The organism is Devosia ginsengisoli (assembly GCF_024707105.1).
GTDB lineage: Bacteria > Pseudomonadota > Alphaproteobacteria > Rhizobiales > Devosiaceae > Devosia > Devosia ginsengisoli_A.
In genome coordinates, this window is record NZ_JANQAJ010000012.1 from 116,769 (window position 1) to 132,629 (window position 15,861).

General features: G+C 64.5%; 15 protein-coding genes and 1 pseudogene. 5 read left to right on the forward strand and 11 right to left on the reverse strand.

Translation table 11 applies throughout. The features are described 5' to 3' along the window. Window positions 1–7: 7 nt before the first annotated feature. The 4 genes from glyS to NVV79_RS19835 all read right to left on the reverse strand — a co-directional run bounded on the left by glyS (window position 8) and on the right by NVV79_RS19835 (window position 4,820). Window positions 8–2,032 carry a glycine--tRNA ligase subunit beta gene (glyS, locus tag NVV79_RS19820; protein ID WP_303993121.1) on the reverse strand — a complete coding sequence of 675 codons (2,025 nt, stop codon included), beginning with the start codon at window positions 2,030–2,032 and terminating at the stop codon, window positions 8–10. Window positions 2,033–2,098: 66 nt separating this feature from the next. After that, the gene (locus NVV79_RS19825; protein WP_303993124.1) at window positions 2,099–4,018 is read right to left on the reverse strand and encodes a DUF2207 domain-containing protein; all 1,920 of its coding nucleotides are present in this window, start codon (window positions 4,016–4,018) and stop codon (window positions 2,099–2,101) included. 5 nt (window positions 4,019–4,023) lie between these two features. Further along, window positions 4,024–4,584: a LemA family protein gene (locus NVV79_RS19830; RefSeq protein ID WP_303993125.1), complete on the reverse strand. Its 561-nt coding sequence runs from the start codon at window positions 4,582–4,584 to the stop codon at window positions 4,024–4,026. Window positions 4,585–4,634: 50 nt separating this feature from the next. Continuing rightward, entirely contained in the window at window positions 4,635–4,820 is a 186-nt protein-coding gene (locus NVV79_RS19835; protein ID WP_303993128.1) for a hypothetical protein, read from the reverse strand. Window positions 4,821–4,882: 62 nt separating this feature from the next. Between NVV79_RS19835 and rnk the strand changes: the two genes are divergently transcribed. Continuing rightward, window positions 4,883–5,290, forward strand: coding sequence for a nucleoside diphosphate kinase regulator (gene rnk, locus NVV79_RS19840; protein ID WP_303993130.1), 408 nt, complete (start codon window positions 4,883–4,885; stop codon window positions 5,288–5,290). Window positions 5,291–5,305: 15 nt separating this feature from the next. On the opposite strand, the gene NVV79_RS19845 is transcribed toward rnk, so the two are convergent. The 4 genes and pseudogenes from NVV79_RS19845 to NVV79_RS22705 all read right to left on the reverse strand — a co-directional run. Beyond that, complete coding sequence (locus NVV79_RS19845; RefSeq protein ID WP_303993132.1) at window positions 5,306–6,229, reverse strand: glycine--tRNA ligase subunit alpha; 924 nt, start codon at window positions 6,227–6,229, stop codon at window positions 5,306–5,308. A 51-nt stretch (window positions 6,230–6,280) separates the two neighbouring features. After that, window positions 6,281–6,514 carry a hypothetical protein gene (locus tag NVV79_RS19850; RefSeq protein ID WP_303993134.1) on the reverse strand — a complete coding sequence of 78 codons (234 nt, stop codon included), beginning with the start codon at window positions 6,512–6,514 and terminating at the stop codon, window positions 6,281–6,283. 83 nt (window positions 6,515–6,597) lie between these two features. After that, window positions 6,598–7,017: a hypothetical protein gene (locus NVV79_RS19855; RefSeq protein WP_303993137.1), complete on the reverse strand. Its 420-nt coding sequence runs from the start codon at window positions 7,015–7,017 to the stop codon at window positions 6,598–6,600. A gap of 41 nt (window positions 7,018–7,058) precedes the next feature. Further along, window positions 7,059–7,382, reverse strand: a pseudogene (locus NVV79_RS22705) (methyltransferase); the annotation flags it as partial. A 114-nt stretch (window positions 7,383–7,496) separates the two neighbouring features. Between NVV79_RS22705 and NVV79_RS19860 the strand changes: the two are divergent. Next, entirely contained in the window at window positions 7,497–8,492 is a 996-nt protein-coding gene (locus tag NVV79_RS19860) for a polyprenyl synthetase family protein (protein ID WP_303993223.1), read from the forward strand. A gap of 137 nt (window positions 8,493–8,629) precedes the next feature. Here NVV79_RS19860 and NVV79_RS19865 read toward each other — a convergent pair whose 3' ends face one another. From NVV79_RS19865 to NVV79_RS19875, 3 genes are all read right to left on the reverse strand, one after another. Next, complete coding sequence (locus tag NVV79_RS19865; protein WP_303993139.1) at window positions 8,630–9,505, reverse strand: 4-(cytidine 5'-diphospho)-2-C-methyl-D-erythritol kinase; 876 nt, start codon at window positions 9,503–9,505, stop codon at window positions 8,630–8,632. A gap of 4 nt (window positions 9,506–9,509) precedes the next feature. After that, a complete protein-coding gene (locus NVV79_RS19870) occupies window positions 9,510–11,252 on the reverse strand; it encodes a tetratricopeptide repeat protein (protein WP_303993142.1) in 1,743 nt (580 codons plus the stop codon). A gap of 106 nt (window positions 11,253–11,358) precedes the next feature. Further along, window positions 11,359–13,005: an electron transfer flavoprotein-ubiquinone oxidoreductase gene (locus NVV79_RS19875; protein ID WP_303993146.1), complete on the reverse strand. Its 1,647-nt coding sequence runs from the start codon at window positions 13,003–13,005 to the stop codon at window positions 11,359–11,361. A 68-nt stretch (window positions 13,006–13,073) separates the two neighbouring features. Between NVV79_RS19875 and NVV79_RS19880 the strand changes: the two genes are divergently transcribed. The 3 genes from NVV79_RS19880 (at window position 13,074) to moaB (ending at window position 15,829) form a co-directional block, all read left to right on the forward strand. After that, the gene (locus tag NVV79_RS19880; protein ID WP_303993149.1) at window positions 13,074–13,889 is read left to right on the forward strand and encodes a uracil-DNA glycosylase; all 816 of its coding nucleotides are present in this window, start codon (window positions 13,074–13,076) and stop codon (window positions 13,887–13,889) included. A 100-nt stretch (window positions 13,890–13,989) separates the two neighbouring features. Then, on the forward strand, window positions 13,990–15,315 hold the full coding sequence (locus NVV79_RS19885; RefSeq protein WP_303993152.1) for an MFS transporter: 1,326 nt from the start codon (window positions 13,990–13,992) through the stop codon (window positions 15,313–15,315). Beyond that, a complete protein-coding gene (gene moaB / locus NVV79_RS19890) occupies window positions 15,293–15,829 on the forward strand; it encodes a molybdenum cofactor biosynthesis protein B (RefSeq protein WP_303993154.1) in 537 nt (178 codons plus the stop codon). The genes NVV79_RS19885 and moaB overlap by 23 nt, the downstream gene beginning before the upstream one ends. Window positions 15,830–15,861: the final 32 nt, after the last annotated feature.

Sequence of the window (15,861 nt, forward strand, 5' to 3'; positions counted from 1 at the left end):
GATCTCCTTATCCAGCCACTTTGGAGAAGTCGGCCACCAGATGCATGGTGTCGCGCAGGCGGGCCAGCAGGTTCAGGCGGTTGGTGCGCACGGCCGGATCGGCATCGTTGACCAGCACGGCGGTGAAAAAGGCATCGACCGGCGCACGGAGCGTCGCCAGCTCGGCCATGGCGCCCTTGTAGTCGTCCTTGGCCACATGGCTTGTCACGGCGGCATGGACGGCATCGACCGCAAAGGCCAGCGCGGTTTCTTCCGGCAGGCGCAGTGCATCCTGCTCGACGGCGCCAGCATAGGCCTTGCCGTCCTTCTTTTCCTCGGCGGCCAGGATATTGGCGCCGCGCTTGTAGCCGGCCAGCAGGTTCTGCCCGTCGGCCGACGACAGAAGCGCCGAGAGCGCATCGGCGCGCTGGGTGATCTGCAGGATATCGTTGCTGTCAGCCGAAATCACGGCGTCCACCAGGTCGTGGCGTGCACCGGCATCGCGCAGCGAGACCTTGAGCCGATCGTGGAAGAAGGCCAGCAGGTCGGGTTCGACCTTGAGCGGGAAGCGCAGGCCGTTTTCGGTAATGATGCGAATGACGCCCAGGGCGGCACGGCGCAAGGCAAAGGGGTCGCGCGAGCCGGTGGGCTTTTCGTCGATGGCCCAGAAACCGGTCAGCAGGTCGAGCTTGTCGGCCAGGGCCACGGCGATGGAAACCGGCTCGGTCGGCACCTTGTCGGTGGGTCCGAGCGGCTTGTAGTGCATCTCGACGGCCGTCGCGATGTCCGATGGTTCGCTCTGCGCGGCTGCGTAGTAGCGCCCCATCAGGCCCTGCAATTCGGGGAATTCGCCGACCATGCCGGTGGTGAGATCGGCCTTGGCCAACATGGCGGCGCGCTTGGCGCGTTCGGGATCGGCGCCGACCTGCGGGGCGATCTCGCCAGCCAGTTTCACCAGCCGTTCGACGCGGGCGAATTGCGTGCCCAGCTTGGCGTGGAACACGGTTTCTTCGAGCTTTGGCAGGCCATGCTCCAGCGGCAGAGCCAGGTCGCCACGATAGAAGAAGGCGGCGTCGCTGAGGCGGGCGCGAATGACGCGCTCATTGCCCGCGGTGATCACCGCGCCGCCATCGGTGGCGACCGTATTGGCGGTGATGATGAAGTTCGGTGCCAGCTTGCCATTGGCATCGCGCAGGCAGAAGCATTTCTGGTTGGCGCGGATGGTGGCGATGATGACTTCCTCGGGCAATTCGAGGAAAGCCGGATCGAACGCGCCCATCATCACGACCGGCCATTCCACCAGCCCGGCGACTTCCTCCAGCAGGCCCTCATCGGCGATGACGGTCAGGCCCTGTGCGAAAGCAAGCTGATCAGCATCGGCGCGGATGATGTCCTTACGGCGGTCGATATCGAGCACGACCTTGGCGCGCTCCAGCGCTTCGACATAGTCGTCGAAGCGGCGCACGCGGATAGCTTCGGGCGCGAGGAACCGGTGGCCGAACGTGGTCTGGCCAGCCTCCAGCGCATTGGAAGCGAAGGGGATGACCACCGGCTCTTCGTTTTCGGCGCCGAAAGTGGCGGTGATGGCGCGCAGCGGGCGCACCCAGCTGAAGCTGCCATTGCCCCAGCGCATGGACTTGGCCCAGGGAAAATCGGTCAGGATTTTCGGCAGGATGCCCGAAAGCAGGTCCACGGCCTCGGCGCCCGGCTTATGGATATGGGCGACATAGAAATCGCCCTTCTTGGGGTCGCTCTCGACCTTGGCCTGATCGATGGAGCTCAACCCAGCAGCGCGCAGGAACCCATCGATGGCCGGCTGCGGCGCCCCAACCTTGGGGCCCTTCTTTTCCTCATGCGTATCGGGCGAACGGCCCGGCAGGCCGGTAACGGTCAGCGCAAGACGGCGCGGCGTCACGAATGCCTTGGCGCCTTCGTAAACCAGACCCGCATCGACCAGCGCATTGGTCACGGCTTTCTTGAGGTCGTCGGCGGCGCGACGCTGGAAGCGGGCCGGGATTTCCTCGGAAAAGAGTTCGAGCAGCAGTTCGGGCATGGTGGATACCGGTATTGGAGAGGCGCGGTTTGCTTAACTTGGGCGGGCAGCGATGTCTATTGGCGATTACCAGCCGCCGCCGCCGCCACCGCCTCCGCCACCGCCCGAGGAGCCCCCGCCCCCTCCGCCACCCGAGGAGAAGCCCGAGGAACTGGCCTGCACCGGCTGGGCGGCGACCATGGCGGCGGTCATGCTGGCCGCGGCGGCGCTCACCGCGTTGGTCATGCTGGAGACCGAACGTGCGGCCGAGCCCGGCGAACCATGGTACCACGCGGGATGGTAGGTGCCCGAAACGTCGGCGACGGCGTTGCGCGCCAGTTCCGCCTCGAAATGGCTGCTCCAGGGCTTCTCGACGCCCAGGGCAATGGCATAGGGCAGGATGCGCTCGAAGCGGCTCACCGTCATGGGCGGTGCCTCGGCCATGTTGAGGCGCTCCTTTTCGGCGGTCTCGATATAGAGTTTGAGCCCGTCGATCTGGTCCATGACCTTGCGGCCCTGCAGGGTCGGGGCACGCATCAAGATGGCGAAGACAATGGTCACCGCCACGATGGTGATGGCCGAAATTGCCGCCGTGTTGATCTCGAAGCTGGTGAAGCTGTCCACGAAGGCGCCGAAGACGTTGAAGCCAAATATGGCCAGCCAGAAAATGCCGAAGAAGCGCATGAAACCTCCGCCCTTGCCGATGCGCCCGATCGCGCCGAGAACCGCGCCGGCAAAGATGCCCACGACAAACGCACCGATCAGCCATGCCACCGAGAGCATCTGCAGGGCCGCCATGCCGCCCAGCAGGCCAAGGGCGAGCAGGAAACCGAGCACCGCATAGCCGGTATTGTTGCGGAACCACAAAGCGCGGTTCTCACGCTCGATAGCGCCAGTGAATTCGGCGCGCCGCTTGGCCAGGTCAGGACCAGTGGTCTTGTCGATCCGGGTGGTTTCCCGCGCGCTGAGATAGTCGAAAACCACCTTCTCGCCCACCGGCAGCGGCTCGGCGGGCTGCTTGCCGGTCCGGTTGATCGTCAAGGTACCCGAGCCATTGTCGATCTGTACCAGCCCTTTGACGCCGAGATCGAAAATGGCCGAGGTCAGCGCCGTCCAGCCGGCATTCTCGAAGCCCCATTTGTGGACATAGTGGACCAGCGGCGGGGAAAAGCCCTTGGGCGGATGAAACAGGGGAATGATGATGCCCTTTTCCGGATCGCGACCGACGCGGAACCAGGCCAGGGCGTTGTAGGCAATGGCCAGCAAAGCGGCCAGCACCGGCAGGATGATCTCGCTGAGGTCGCCCAATCGCTGCTGAAAGGCGGCGAAGCCCGTCGGGAAGGCCACGATGCCCTTGTTGAAGGCCACGGCAACGGTCATGCCCTCACCCGCACCCAGCGCCCGGCTGGCGCGGAAACTGGCCGCATTGTCCGAGACACGCTTGATCGATACGGCCTGCTCGGTGGAGCCGGCCACACCGGTATAGCCGACGAGATTGGAGATCACGACCCCATCGGGCAGGGTCACATTGGCCCGCGCCGCCAGGATGGGGAAGATCCAGTAATTGCCGGTGGCATTCCAATAGAGTTCGTCATGGTCGTCGAAGGCGCGCGCCATACGCGTCATCGTATAGCGCACGACATAGCGATGAACATCGCGGCTGATGAGCTGGTTGGGATCGCCGATCCAGATGCGCTGGAAATTGCCCATGCGCTCGACGCGGAACATTTCGGCGCGCCCGTCGCGGGTGACGTCGATGACATCGAGATCGGGGCGCACCTTGCCGCCATCGCTGCCCAGCATCACCACCGGAATGTCGCGATAGATGCCGCGGCGGATTTCCATGCCCTCGGCATTGACCTCGATGGTCTCGGTGACATCGACCGAGCCATCGGCATTGAGCGTCACATCGGAGTTGAAGGAACGGATTTCCTCGCGCGCCATCACTGGCAGCACGAGGAGCAGCCCGATCAGCAGGGCAATGACCGGCCGGATGGCGAGACGCATGGCGGCTAGTTGAACTTCACGCTCGGCACGGCGCGATCGGCCTCGTTCTCCAGCTCGAAATATTCGGCCTTCTGGAAGCCGAAGGGGCCGGCGATGAAGTTGGACGGCACCGATTCGACCATGACGTTAAGGTTGCGCACCGCGCCATTGTAATAGCGCCGCGCCATCTGGATTTCGTCTTCCACCGTCTGCAATGCCTCCTGGAATTCGAGGAAGGTCGTATTGGCCTTGAGATCGGGATAGGCCTCGGCGGTGGCGATCAGCCGGCCCAGGGCCGAGGAAAGCTGGCCTTCGGCCGCGGCACGCTGTTCGGGCGTGCCATTGGCGGCGGCCGTCGCCGCGGCGCGGGCATTGGTAACCGCCTCGAGCGTTTCGCGCTCGTGGCCCATATAGCCCTTCACGGTTTCCATCAGGTTGGGGATGAGATCGGTGCGGCGCTTGAGCTGCACGTCGATACCCGACCAGCCCTCCTCCACCATCTGCCGGTTCTTCACCAGCCCGTTATAGATGGTGATGGCGTAGAGGGCGGCCACGACAACCAGGCCAAGGACAATCCAACCGAACATATGCGTAACTCCTCATGCGCACTGCAGGTGTCCGGACATTGGCACTGTGCTTATTCGGGCGCAATGGCGGTGTCTTGCCTTTGGGCGGTTCCATCACTACGTTCATGGGCATGATCAGAAGCGCTGCACATTGGCTGGAAAATCCCCTCGCGGGATATCAACCCTAAGCATGCCCGCAGCGCCGGCGCCTGCTTAGGGTAGGCGCGCAGCAGTTCTGCTGCGATCTGGCGCATCATTCCCATTCATTCGCCGACCCGGCGCGCGCAAGGCGCGACGGCGGCATGCGAGAACACACACCATGACGACGACCGTTCACAACGACCTCAATCCCGAAATCATCCTGAGCACGGCGGATCACCACCAGCTCAATATCCTGGCCATGGCCGGGCTCAACCACACGCCCGAGCAGTCGGATAACCTGCTGTACGAGCTCGAACGCGCCCGCGTGCTCGATGCCAACAGCGTGCCCGCCGATATCGTGCGCATGGGCTCGACGGTGCGCTACCGCACCGATGCCGGCCAGGAGCCGCAGGTGACCGTGGTCTATCCGGTCGATGCCGATATTGCCGAAGGCCGCATTTCCGTGCTGACCCCGGTCGGCACGGCCCTGATCGGGCTGCGCGTCGGCCAGTCCATCACCTGGCGCGACCGGGCCCACAAGCGGCATATGCTGACCGTGCTGTCGGTGGAGCAGCCGGGCGCCTGATCCCTTGCGGGGCGGTTATTCCGCCCCGCCGCCAGCCGTTTGCAGCCAGGCCTCGCCACAACTCTTGGCCAGTTCGCGAATGCGCAGGATATAGCTCTGCCGCTCGGTGACCGAGATGACGCCACGCGCGTCGAGCAGGTTGAAATTGTGGCTGGCCTTGACGACCTGCTCATAGGCCGGAATGGCCATGGTCTGGCGATTGCCCGCCGCCCCCTTGGCCAGGATGGAACGGCATTCCTTCTCCGCATCGTCGAAGTGACGGAACAGGATTTCGGTATCGGCCGCCTCGAAATTGTATTTGGAGGATTCCTGCTCGTTCTGCAGGAACACCTCGCCATAGGTGACCTTTTCATCGCCCTCGCGGCCGTTGAAATTGAGGTCGTAGACGTTTTCGACGCCCTGCACATACATGGCGAGACGCTCGAGCCCATAGGTGATTTCACCCGGCACGGGCGAGCATTCAAAGCCCGCCACCTGCTGGAAATAGGTGAACTGGCTGACTTCCATGCCGTCGCACCAGCATTCCCAGCCCAGACCCCAGGCGCCCAGCGTCGGGCTCTCCCAATCGTCCTCGACGAAGCGGATGTCGTGCAGACTGGCATCCAGCCCGATTTCGGCCAGCGAATTGAGGTAGAGTTCCTGGATATTGTCCGGCGATGGCTTCAGGATCACCTGGAACTGGTAGTAGTGCTGCAGCCGGTTGGGATTTTCGCCATAGCGGCCATCCTTGGGCCGGCGGCTGGGCTGCACATAGGCGGCCTTCCACGGCTTGGGGCCGAGCGAGCGCAAGGTGGTGGCGGTGTGGAACGTGCCGGCGCCCATCTGCATGTCGTAGGGCTGCAGGATGACGCAACCCTGTTCCGCCCAGTAATTCTGCAGCGTCAGGATCAGACCCTGGAAGGAATTCTTCGGGTCCATATGCGAAGGGCGGTTGGTCATCTGGCAGTCCCTGATTTCGGGACAAACCTCTAGTTTGACCCTAGGCCATGGTCAACGGCGTTTGTCGTCCTCGCCGGGACGGAAGGTGCCATCCTCGTCACGCTTGAGGTCGATGACGCCGGGCTGGGCGCGTTCGCGCAGGTCGCGCTCGCGGCGCAGGCGGCGTACTTCCTCGTCGTCGGCCTTGAACTGATTGCTCCAGTCCCGCCAGATCTTGCGCAGTCCGAGCCAGATGGCCAGGCCGATGATGAAGAAGATCAGGACGCGGAGCAGCATGCCGGTCATGAATGGTCCTCGATGGTCGTGGTCAGGTCGGCCATGCTCGATCCTTGTTGCTTGCGGCCAGATTTAGGGCGTGTCGGCGACGATTACCAGACGAGCCGCGCCGTGCCACGAAAGATGGCGTCGAATTCGGGGCGGAAGGCGCGCCCTTCGACCTCATGCAAAGCGCGGCTGGCCAGCAGGGTCAGCGGCGCCCGCGATCCCTTGATGCCACGCACCAGCACCCGGCTTGCCGCTTCGCCGATCCGCGGGGTCAGCGGTAATATCGTGACAGCGCCGAAGCGCTGGGTGAAGCCGGCCAGCAAGGGCGATAGGCTTTGCGCCGGATAGATGAAAATCACCTCGCCCCCGGGCGCGGCGGCGCCAGCGGCGGTCTTGATCCAGAGGTCGAGCGCCGCCGCGTCCATGTGGCGTGCACCGGCCCGGCCGGCATCATTGGCCAATGTCCCGCCGGCATCATCGAAGAAAGGCGGATTAGCGATGATACTGTCATAGAAATTATCCACGAGGCCCGCCGCGCGCCGGTCGCCCCCCTGCCCGCGACATCGGCTATGACGATCCGGGCGCAGTCGGCAAAACCATTGTCGGTGGTATTGGTTTCCGCCAGCGCGGCCATGTCGGCATTGCGGTCGGCCAGCGTGGCCATGATTCCTGCATTATGCGTCATGGCGACGAAGGCAGCCGTGCCCACGCCGCAGCCCATATCGAGCAGCATCTTGCGACCTTCTGCCACGGCGGCGCCGAGGAGTACGCTATCGAGTCCGGCGCGGAAACCCTGGCCAGGCTGCGACAGAGTGAGCCTGCCGCCTAAAAAGGCATCGCGCGTTACCGATTGGTGTTTTACAAAGGCTTTTGGCTGGTCTAGGGACATCGCACCCCGAAAGGCCGGTTTTGGCGCGACCTTAATGGCCGGGTGCCACAGGCTCAACCAGATTTGCCGGATGCGGCAAACGAGGACGGTATAGCAGTGTCAGTTCTGACGCAGATGAAAGAAGCGCCGCTGGCCAATCCCATCGAGCGACTGCTCGAAGCGACTGAAGCCGATATGGCCAGGGTCAACACGCTCATCGTGAGCCGCGCCGACTCCCATGTGGACATGGTGCCGGAGCTCGCCCGCTATCTCATCGAGAGCGGCGGCAAGCGCCTGCGCCCCATGCTGACGGTTGCTGCCGCACAGCTATTCGGCAAGGGCACCGGCTCGGCCATCAATTTCGCGGCCGCCGTCGAATTCATGCATAATGCCACCCTGCTCCACGACGATGTGGTCGATGAGAGCGACATGCGCCGCAGCAAGCCTGCCGCCCGCATGGTCTGGGGCAACAAGGCCTCCATCCTGGTCGGCGACTTCCTGCTCGGCCAGGCCTTCATGATGATGGTGGAAACCGGCGATATCGCCGCGCTCGGCGTCTTGTCGGCCGCGTCAGCCGTGATGGCCGAGGGCGAAGTGTTCCAGCTCGCCAAGACCGGCGATCTCACCACGACGCCGGCCGACTATGCCGAAGTCATCCGCGCCAAGACCGCCGTGCTGTTCGAGGCGGCCTGTGAAGTGGGCGCCATGTCCGGCGGGGCCGACGCGGTCGGCCGCAAGGCGCTGGCCCGTTACGGGCTCGAACTGGGCAATGCGTTCCAACTGGTCGACGACGCGCTCGACTATGGCGGGCAGACCGGTACGCTGGGCAAGAATACCGGTGACGACCTGCGCGAGGGCAAGATGACTCTGCCGATCATCCTGGCGCTGACCGAAGGCAGCGAAGCCGAGCGCGCCACCATCACCGCCGCCCTGGGCGATGCCGAGGCCAGTGCCGAACAGGTGGCCGACGTGGTCGCGATTCTGGAGCGCCACAAGACGCTGGCCCGCACGCTGGACCAGGCCCATGCCCATGCCCGCTCGGCCCAGCAGGCGCTGGACGTCCTGCCGGCTTCGGACATGCGGTCGCTATTGAGCGATGTCGTGGAATTCAGCGTGTTGCGGGCCTATTAGGACACCGTGCCACGCCCTCGTGGTTCGAGGCGCTGAAGAAGCGCACCGCACCATGAGGGCTACTGGAACACCAAGCTAGAAGTAGCCCTCATGGTGAGGCGGGAGCGCAGCGACCCTCGAACCACGAGGGCGTGGCACTAAGGCAATATCAGCGGCGCTGCCGCGACCCAGTGATCTGGATGAGCCGCCCGCATCACCTGCGCGGCCTGATGCGCCTGGCCGGATGACCCAAACAATCCGAACACGGTCGCGCCCGAGCCCGACATGCGCGCCAGCATGCAACCCTGCGTTTCCGCCAGTTGCACCACGATATCGCCGATAACAGGCACCAGCTTCACCGCCGGCGGCTGCAGGTCGTTGCGCGTTTCAGCCAGCCAGATGCCCAATTGCGCCGGCCGGGTCAGCGGGGTCGGCAGTTCGGGCAGCGGATAGTTGTCATGCGCCCGCAGACGCCGGAACACGTCGGCCGTTGCCAGCGGCACCATGGGATTGACCAGCACGATATGGCAGGCCGGGAATTCCGGCAGCGGCGCCAGCACTTCGCCCACGCCCCGCGCCACCAGGGGCGTCGAAACCAGGCAGGCGGGCACATCGGCGCCCAGCCCCGCCGCCATGTCGGCCAGTTCGGCCAAAATAATCGGCCGGTTCGATAGTCCGGCCATCAGCCGCAAAGCGGCCGCCGCGTCGGCCGAGCCGCCGCCAATACCCGCCGCCACCGGCAGATTCTTGGTGAGATGCAGGGCCAATCCCGTCGCGACCGCGTCGGGCCAGCGGGCGCGGAAGGCCGCCACGGCGCGCGATACCAGATTGGTCTCGCCCACGCCCAAAGCTCCGGCGAAAGGGCCGCCGATGGTCAGGGCGTCGGCACTGGCCGGCACGGCCTCCAGCTCGTCCGCCACATCGGCGAAGACGACGAGGCTTTCGAGGTCATGGTAGCCGTCCTCACGGCGCCGCGTCACATGCAGCGCCAGGTTGACCTTGGCCGGTGCGCGCTGAAGGAGCGGTTCGACCATTCCTCTATTCGGTCGCGTTGGCTTCGGTCAGCCCTTCGGCGAGCTTGGGGGCGACACGCTCCTTGACGTTGCCGACTTCATCGACCGAGGCGGCCACGTTCCACTGGAATCGGGCTTCGAGCTTGCGCCCGGCGCGCCAATAGGCGTCGCCCAGATGGTCGTTGATCTCGGCATCGTTGGGGCGCAGCAGCACCGCCTGTTCGAGCGTTGCCACGGCCTCTTCGATACGGCCGAGCTTGTAGAAGGCCCAGCCCAGCGAATCGACGATATAGCCATCCTGCGGCTGCGCCTCGACGGCCTTTTCGATCATTCCCAGCGCCTCTTCGAGGTGCATGTCCTGGTCGATCCAGCTATAGCCAAGATAGTTCAGCACGGCAGGCTGGTCGGGATTGAGCTCCAGCGCCTTGAGGAAATCGGCCTCGGCCTTGGGCCATTCCTTGGCCCGCTCATAGGCAATGCCGCGCACGTAGTAGAAGCGCCAATCCGAGGCGCTATCGCCGCCGGTCAGCGCCAGCGCGTCGGTATAGGCGTCGGCCGCCGCCACATATTGTTCGTCATAGCGCAGCAGATCGCCCAGTACCGATACCGCGTCGAGATCGTCGGGGCGGCTGGTGACGATATTGTTGAGGCGGCGCAAAGCTTCCGCGCGATTACCGGTAGCATCGAGATTCTGCGCCACGCGCACCACGGCCGTCGGCTTCATCGGCGAGGTGGCCGGTACGGCCTCGTAGATCGAATTGGCTTCATCATGCTGGCCGGCGGCATCGAGCAACTGACCCAACGCCAGCGCGATCACGTCGGCCGACGGGTCGAGATAGAGCCCCATGCGCAGGAAGACCAGCGCCAGGTCGAGGCTGCCGTCGCGCGACAGGGCCACGCCGATGCCATGGAACATTTCGGCGGCGCCGACCTGGACATTGGCGGCAAAAATGCCCGGACGCTGGCCAGCGTCGACCTGTTCCTTGACGATGGTTACAACAGGATGGCTCAGGCCCTGGTTCTCGAATTCGGCAATGACGTCCTTGGCTTCGTCGAACCGGCCGGCATTGGCGAGAATGCGGGCATAGACTTCGACGATGCGGGCCACATAGGGCTCGGCGTCGAAGGCCCGCCCGGCGAGCTCGATGGCGCTGTCCGTGTCGCCGGCAGCTTCCGCCATCAGGGCACGGTGAAATACCAGGAAATCCTCGAGGCCCGACCGGCCGAGCTGGTCGAGCGCCTTGTCGGCTTCGTCCTTGCGATTGTCACCGACCAGCGCCCAGGCCCGCAGGATGCCGGCCGTGATACCAGTAAAGCTGTCCTGGCCGATGGCGCCCAGCAGTCGTTCGGCAGCGCCATAGCGGCGCTCCTTCAGCGCCTCGGTGGCAACCACCAGTTCGGCCAGTTCATTGTCGGGGTCCAGGTCGAGCAGATGCTTGGCTGTGGATGCCGCCTGGCCGATCTGCCCATCCGCCGCAAAGGCGATGAAGGCGCGCTCGACCAAAACCGGATTGTCCCAATCTCTCTGGGCCGCCTGATAGAAATAGCGGGCAGCCTCGTCGGTGCGCAGATCCTGCAGCGCCTGCTGGCCGGCCATGTAGGAGCCGGTAATGCTGGTCCGGAACATCGGCATGAGGCCGAAGGTGGTGAGTGGGTCGGATTGTGCCGTCCGCACGGACTGGGCCGATTGCGTCGCATGAACGGCGGTCGCCGAGAGCAGCAGGGCGATGAGTGCCGGGCGCGCGATGCGGGTCAGAAACGATGTCACGAGGCTGGTTACTCCCTTGGCCTTTGAAGGCCGTTCTGGGCGCGAAGATTGTCCGTTTTGGGACTGCGCCGCAAGGGCAAGCGCCAATGCCAGGCGCTGCCGCAAATCACATTCCGCTGTAGTTGGGTCCGCTGCCGCCCTCGGGCGGCACCCAGGTGATGTTCTGCGCCGGGTCCTTGATGTCGCAGGTCTTGCAATGCACGCAGTTGGCAGCGTGGATGCGGAAGACGGGTGCCCCGCCCTCCTCGGCCATTTCATAGACGCCGGCCGGGCAGTAAAGCGGCGCCGGTTCGCCATATTCGGGAAGGTTGTCGCGCACCGGCACAGCCGGATCGGCGAGGCGCAGATGTACTGGCTGGTCTTCGTCATGCACCAGATTGGCGAGATAGACCGACGAGGCGCGATCGAAGGTCAGCTTGCCATCGGGTCGGGCATAGGTTCGCGCCGGCAGCGTCCCTTTGGGTCTGAGCCCCTGATAGTCGGGTTTCTTGTGATGCAGCGTACCCAGCAGCGAGCGGCGCAATATGGCCGAGCTCCACAATTCCACTCCGCCCGCCAATGCGCCGAGCACAGTGCCCAATCGGGTCCAGAGCGGCTTGACGTTGCGCACGCCCTGCAATTCGGCGGCAATGCCGGTGGCCATGATGCGATGGCCGAAATCCTTGATCAGGTCGTGCTTGCGGCCCTTGCCGATGGCTTCGGCCACCGCATCGGCCGCGCCGATACCGGAGAGGATGGCGTTGTGGATGGCCTTGAGGCGCGGCGCGTTCATGAAGCCGGCCGCGCAGCCGATCAGCCCGCCGCCGGCAAAGGCCAAAGTGGGGATGGATTGCCAACCGCCGGCCGTCACGGCGCGGGCGCCGTAGCTGATGCGGGTGGCGCCTTCTAGTAAGGGGGCCACCGATTTGTGGGTCTTGAAGCGCTGGAATTCATCAAAGGGCGAAAGTGTGGGATCGGCATAATCGAGATAGGTCACGAGCCCCACATAGAGCTTGCGATCCTCGGCATGGTAGACGAAGCCGCCGCCCGCCGTGGCATTGTCGAGCGGGAAGCCGAGATAGTGGTCCACCCTGCCCTGCTGATGCTTATCGGCCGGGATTTCCCAGACTTCCTTGATCCCGAGCCCATATTTCTGTGGCTCGCGTTCGAGCTGGTGGTGGGCGATGAGCTGCTTGGCCAGCGACCCGCGTGCTCCCTCGGCGATCAGCGTGTATTTGGCTTCGAGCGCAATGCCCTCGGCGAAGCCCGGCTTGGGATTGCCCTCGCGGTCGCGCCCGAGGTCGCCGGTGATGATGCCGCGCACGGGGCCCTTGCCGCTCGACAGCACGTCGACCGCGGCCGTCATCGGGAAAATATCGACGCCCAGTTCGGCCGCCTGTTCGCCCAGCCAGCGCACGAGGTTGCCCAGGCTCACGATGACGCCGTTGCGCGTTTTCAACTGCGGCGGCACCAGCAGATGCGGCAGGGCGAAATCGTGCTTTTCGGTCAGCAGGTGATAGGTATCTCGGGTGACATCAGGCCCCACCGGCGCGCCCTTGAGCCGCCAGTCGGGGATCAGGGCATCGAGGCCCACCGGGTCCATCACCGCGCCGGACAGGATATGTCCGCCGATCTCGGCGGCTTTTTCCACCACGGTCACTGCTATTTCAGGGTGGCGCTGCTTGATGCGGATAGCGGCGGCGAGGCCCGACGGACCCGCGCCGACGATCAGCACGTCGGTCGAAAGGGTTTCGCGCGAACCGGCCTCTGCCATATAGGATTATCCTCAACGTCCCGATGCATGTCTGGCCGTGCCAAACGGGCTGTGACATAACAGAGAACATGGCTCAAGATCGACCGCTAAATCACGACGAAATGGTCGCCGTGCTCGATTGGTATCGAGCGGCGGGGGTCGATATCGCCGTGGGCGAGGAGCCTGTCGATCGCTTTGCCCAGCGGGTGCCGCAGCGTGTTACGCCGCAACCTGCCCCTCCGGCCCGGCAACAGGCTGCCGAGCGCCCTGCGGAAACGCCTGTCCTCGGCGGCGACCCGTCCGAGGCGCGAAGCCTTGCCGCTTCGGCACAGTCGCTCGATGAATTGCAGGCCATTCTGGGCGCCTATGACGGCTGCGGGCTGAAGCTCCGCGCCACCCAACTGGTCTTTGCCGATGGCAATCCGGAAGCGAAGATCATGCTGATCGGCGAAGCCCCCGGCGCCGAGGAGGACCGGCAGGGCAAGCCTTTCGTCGGCAAATCCGGGCAATTGCTGGATCGTATGCTTGGGGCCATCGGCCTCGATCGCACCAAGGTCTATATAGCCAATACCGTGCCCTGGCGCCCGCCGGGCAATCGCACCCCGACCCCAGAGGAAATGGCGCTTTGCCTGCCCTTCCTGCACCGGCAGGTCGAACTCGTCGCCCCCAAGGTGGTGATGACGTTGGGTGGTCCGGCCATGCAGACGATCTTTTCCACCACGACCGGCATCATCAAGATGCGCGGCAAGTGGTCGAGCGTCAGCATCGGCAACCACACCGCCGATGCCATCCCCACGCTGCATCCGGCCTATCTGCTACGCAACCCGGCCGCCAAGCAGCAGGCGTGGCGCGACATGCTGAGCCTGAAGCTGAAGATCGAGGCCCTGGGACTCCAGGCGCAATAAATCCGCCGGAACCAATTTCACCCTGCCAATCGTGGAACGCCGCGTTAATGTCACCGTTGCGTGATTTGCAACGTTCCGATCCAGCACAGCCGAAAGCGTCATGGCCTCTGTCATCAAGATCTATGCCCTGTTCCTGGGTTCCGCGCTGCTCATGTTCGGCGGCGGGCTGCAAGGCCTGCTGCTCTCGGTCCGCGGCGCCGAGGAAGGGTTCTCGCTGCTGTCATTGGGCCTGATCGGCACCGGCTGGTCTGTCGGCTTCGTGGCCGGGTCGATCACGGTGCCGATAGTGGTGCGCAAGGTCGGCCATATCCGCGCCTTTTCGGTCATGGCCGCCATCGGCACGGTCACCATCCTGCTCAATCTTCTGCTGATCAACGATATCAGTTGGATCCTGCTCCGCGCCCTGTCCGGCTTCTGTTTTGCCGGGGCAGCGATGATCGTCGAGAGTTGGCTCAACGAGGTGGCCGAGAACAAGAGCCGCGGCACGATTTTTTCGATCTATGTCACCATCAACATGGCCGCCTCGACGCTGGGGCAGATTTCCATGTCGATCACCGGCACGGCCGGCTATGTGCCCTTCGTGCTCGGTGCCATCAGTTTCATCTGCGCGGTGCTGCCGACCGCGCTGACATCGAGCCCGCAGCCGCGCCCGCTGTCATCGGCCAAGATCGATGTGGGCTTGCTCTACCGCACCTCGCCGGTGGCCGCGATCGCCGCCTTTTCCGTCGGCATGGCCAATGGCGCCTTCGGCACGCTGGCGCCGGTCTATGGCCATGAGCAGGGGCTCGATGCCGGCGGCATTTCCCTGCTCTTTGCCCTCGCCGCCATATTGGGCGCAACGGCGCAAATTCCGTTCGGGCGCCTGTCCGACCGCATCGACCGGCGGCTGGTGCTGATCGGCCTGTCCGGCTTTGCCGCCGTGGTCGGCGCGCTCACCGCGCTCATCAATCCGGGACCCAACTGGATGATGTTCGTGCTGTTCGCGGCCTATGGCTTTGCCGCCAATCCGATCTATGCCGTGGCGGTGGCTCATGCCAACGACTTCGCCAAGGATGGTGATTTCGCCAAGATTGCCGGCGGCATGCTGCTGATCCTGGGGGTGGGCCTCGCCATCGGCCCGGCCGTGGCCTCGCTGATCATGGGCGCCTGGTCGCCGGTGGGCCTGTTCATCGTCACCGCCACCTTCCACGGAGCGCTCGCCATCACCGCCTGGCTGCGCATGCGCATCCGCAAGAGCGTCGATGCGTCCGAACGCGCGCCGTTCCAGCCGATGGGCGACAAGCAGGTTACACCGGAAACCATTGTGCTAGATCCACGGGCTGATAGTGATAGCGCCGACGTTCCGGTGGCACACGAAGCGCCCGTACCGGACGAATTGATCGAGACGCCTGAGGAGAAACGCGATGTTCAAGACGGCACCATTTGAGGACCGGGCATTCAAGCCGCTCTCTATCGCCGTTATCGCCGTATCCGACACGCGCACGCTCGAAACCGATACCGGCGGCGCGCTGCTCAAGTCGCTGCTGGAAGCCGATGGCCATAGCTGCGCCGGTCGGGTCGTGGTGCGCGACGATATCCAGTTCATCCGCCAGGCCGTGCAGGGTTTCGTCACCGACCCCCAAGTCGATGTGATCCTGACCACCGGCGGCACCGGCTTTTCCGGCCGCGACGTGACGCCGGAGGCGGTCGAACCGCTATTCGACAAGCGGATGGAAGGCTTTTCGGTGCTGTTCCACCAATATTCGGCCACCACCGTCGGCACCAGTTCGCTGCAATCACGCGCCACGGCGGGGCTGATCGGCACCACTTTCGTCTTCTGCCTGCCCGGCTCGCGCGGCGCCTGCCGCGACGCCTGGGAGGGCATCCTTACCCACCAGCTCGATTACCGGCACAAGCCGTGCAACTTCGTCGAACTGATGCCCCGGCTGGACGAGCGCTGACTCAATGAAAAACGGCGCCGGTGGTGTTCACC

What these genes read in the sequence shown, in the direction of transcription:
- NVV79_RS19880 (WP_303993149.1), top strand. Translation starts at nt 13,074, where the DNA reads ATGGCTCAAGATCGACCGCTAAATCACGACGAAATGGTCGCCGTGCTC.
- moaB (WP_303993154.1), top strand. Translation starts at nt 15,293, where the DNA reads ATGTTCAAGACGGCACCATTTGAGGACCGGGCATTCAAGCCGCTCTCT.
- NVV79_RS19865 (WP_303993139.1), bottom strand. Translation starts at nt 9,505, where the DNA reads ATGGTCGAACCGCTCCTTCAGCGCGCACCGGCCAAGGTCAACCTGGCG.
- NVV79_RS19875 (WP_303993146.1), bottom strand. Translation starts at nt 13,005, where the DNA reads ATGGCAGAGGCCGGTTCGCGCGAAACCCTTTCGACCGACGTGCTGATC.
- rnk (WP_303993130.1), top strand. Translation starts at nt 4,883, where the DNA reads ATGACGACGACCGTTCACAACGACCTCAATCCCGAAATCATCCTGAGC.
- NVV79_RS19835 (WP_303993128.1), bottom strand. Translation starts at nt 4,820, where the DNA reads ATGATGCGCCAGATCGCAGCAGAACTGCTGCGCGCCTACCCTAAGCAG.
- NVV79_RS19845 (WP_303993132.1), bottom strand. Translation starts at nt 6,229, where the DNA reads ATGACCAACCGCCCTTCGCATATGGACCCGAAGAATTCCTTCCAGGGT.
- NVV79_RS19830 (WP_303993125.1), bottom strand. Translation starts at nt 4,584, where the DNA reads ATGTTCGGTTGGATTGTCCTTGGCCTGGTTGTCGTGGCCGCCCTCTAC.
- glyS (WP_303993121.1), bottom strand. Translation starts at nt 2,032, where the DNA reads ATGCCCGAACTGCTGCTCGAACTCTTTTCCGAGGAAATCCCGGCCCGC.
- NVV79_RS19825 (WP_303993124.1), bottom strand. Translation starts at nt 4,018, where the DNA reads ATGCGTCTCGCCATCCGGCCGGTCATTGCCCTGCTGATCGGGCTGCTC.
- NVV79_RS19860 (WP_303993223.1), top strand. Translation starts at nt 7,497, where the DNA reads ATGAAAGAAGCGCCGCTGGCCAATCCCATCGAGCGACTGCTCGAAGCG.
- NVV79_RS19850 (WP_303993134.1), bottom strand. Translation starts at nt 6,514, where the DNA reads ATGACCGGCATGCTGCTCCGCGTCCTGATCTTCTTCATCATCGGCCTG.
- NVV79_RS19885 (WP_303993152.1), top strand. Translation starts at nt 13,990, where the DNA reads ATGGCCTCTGTCATCAAGATCTATGCCCTGTTCCTGGGTTCCGCGCTG.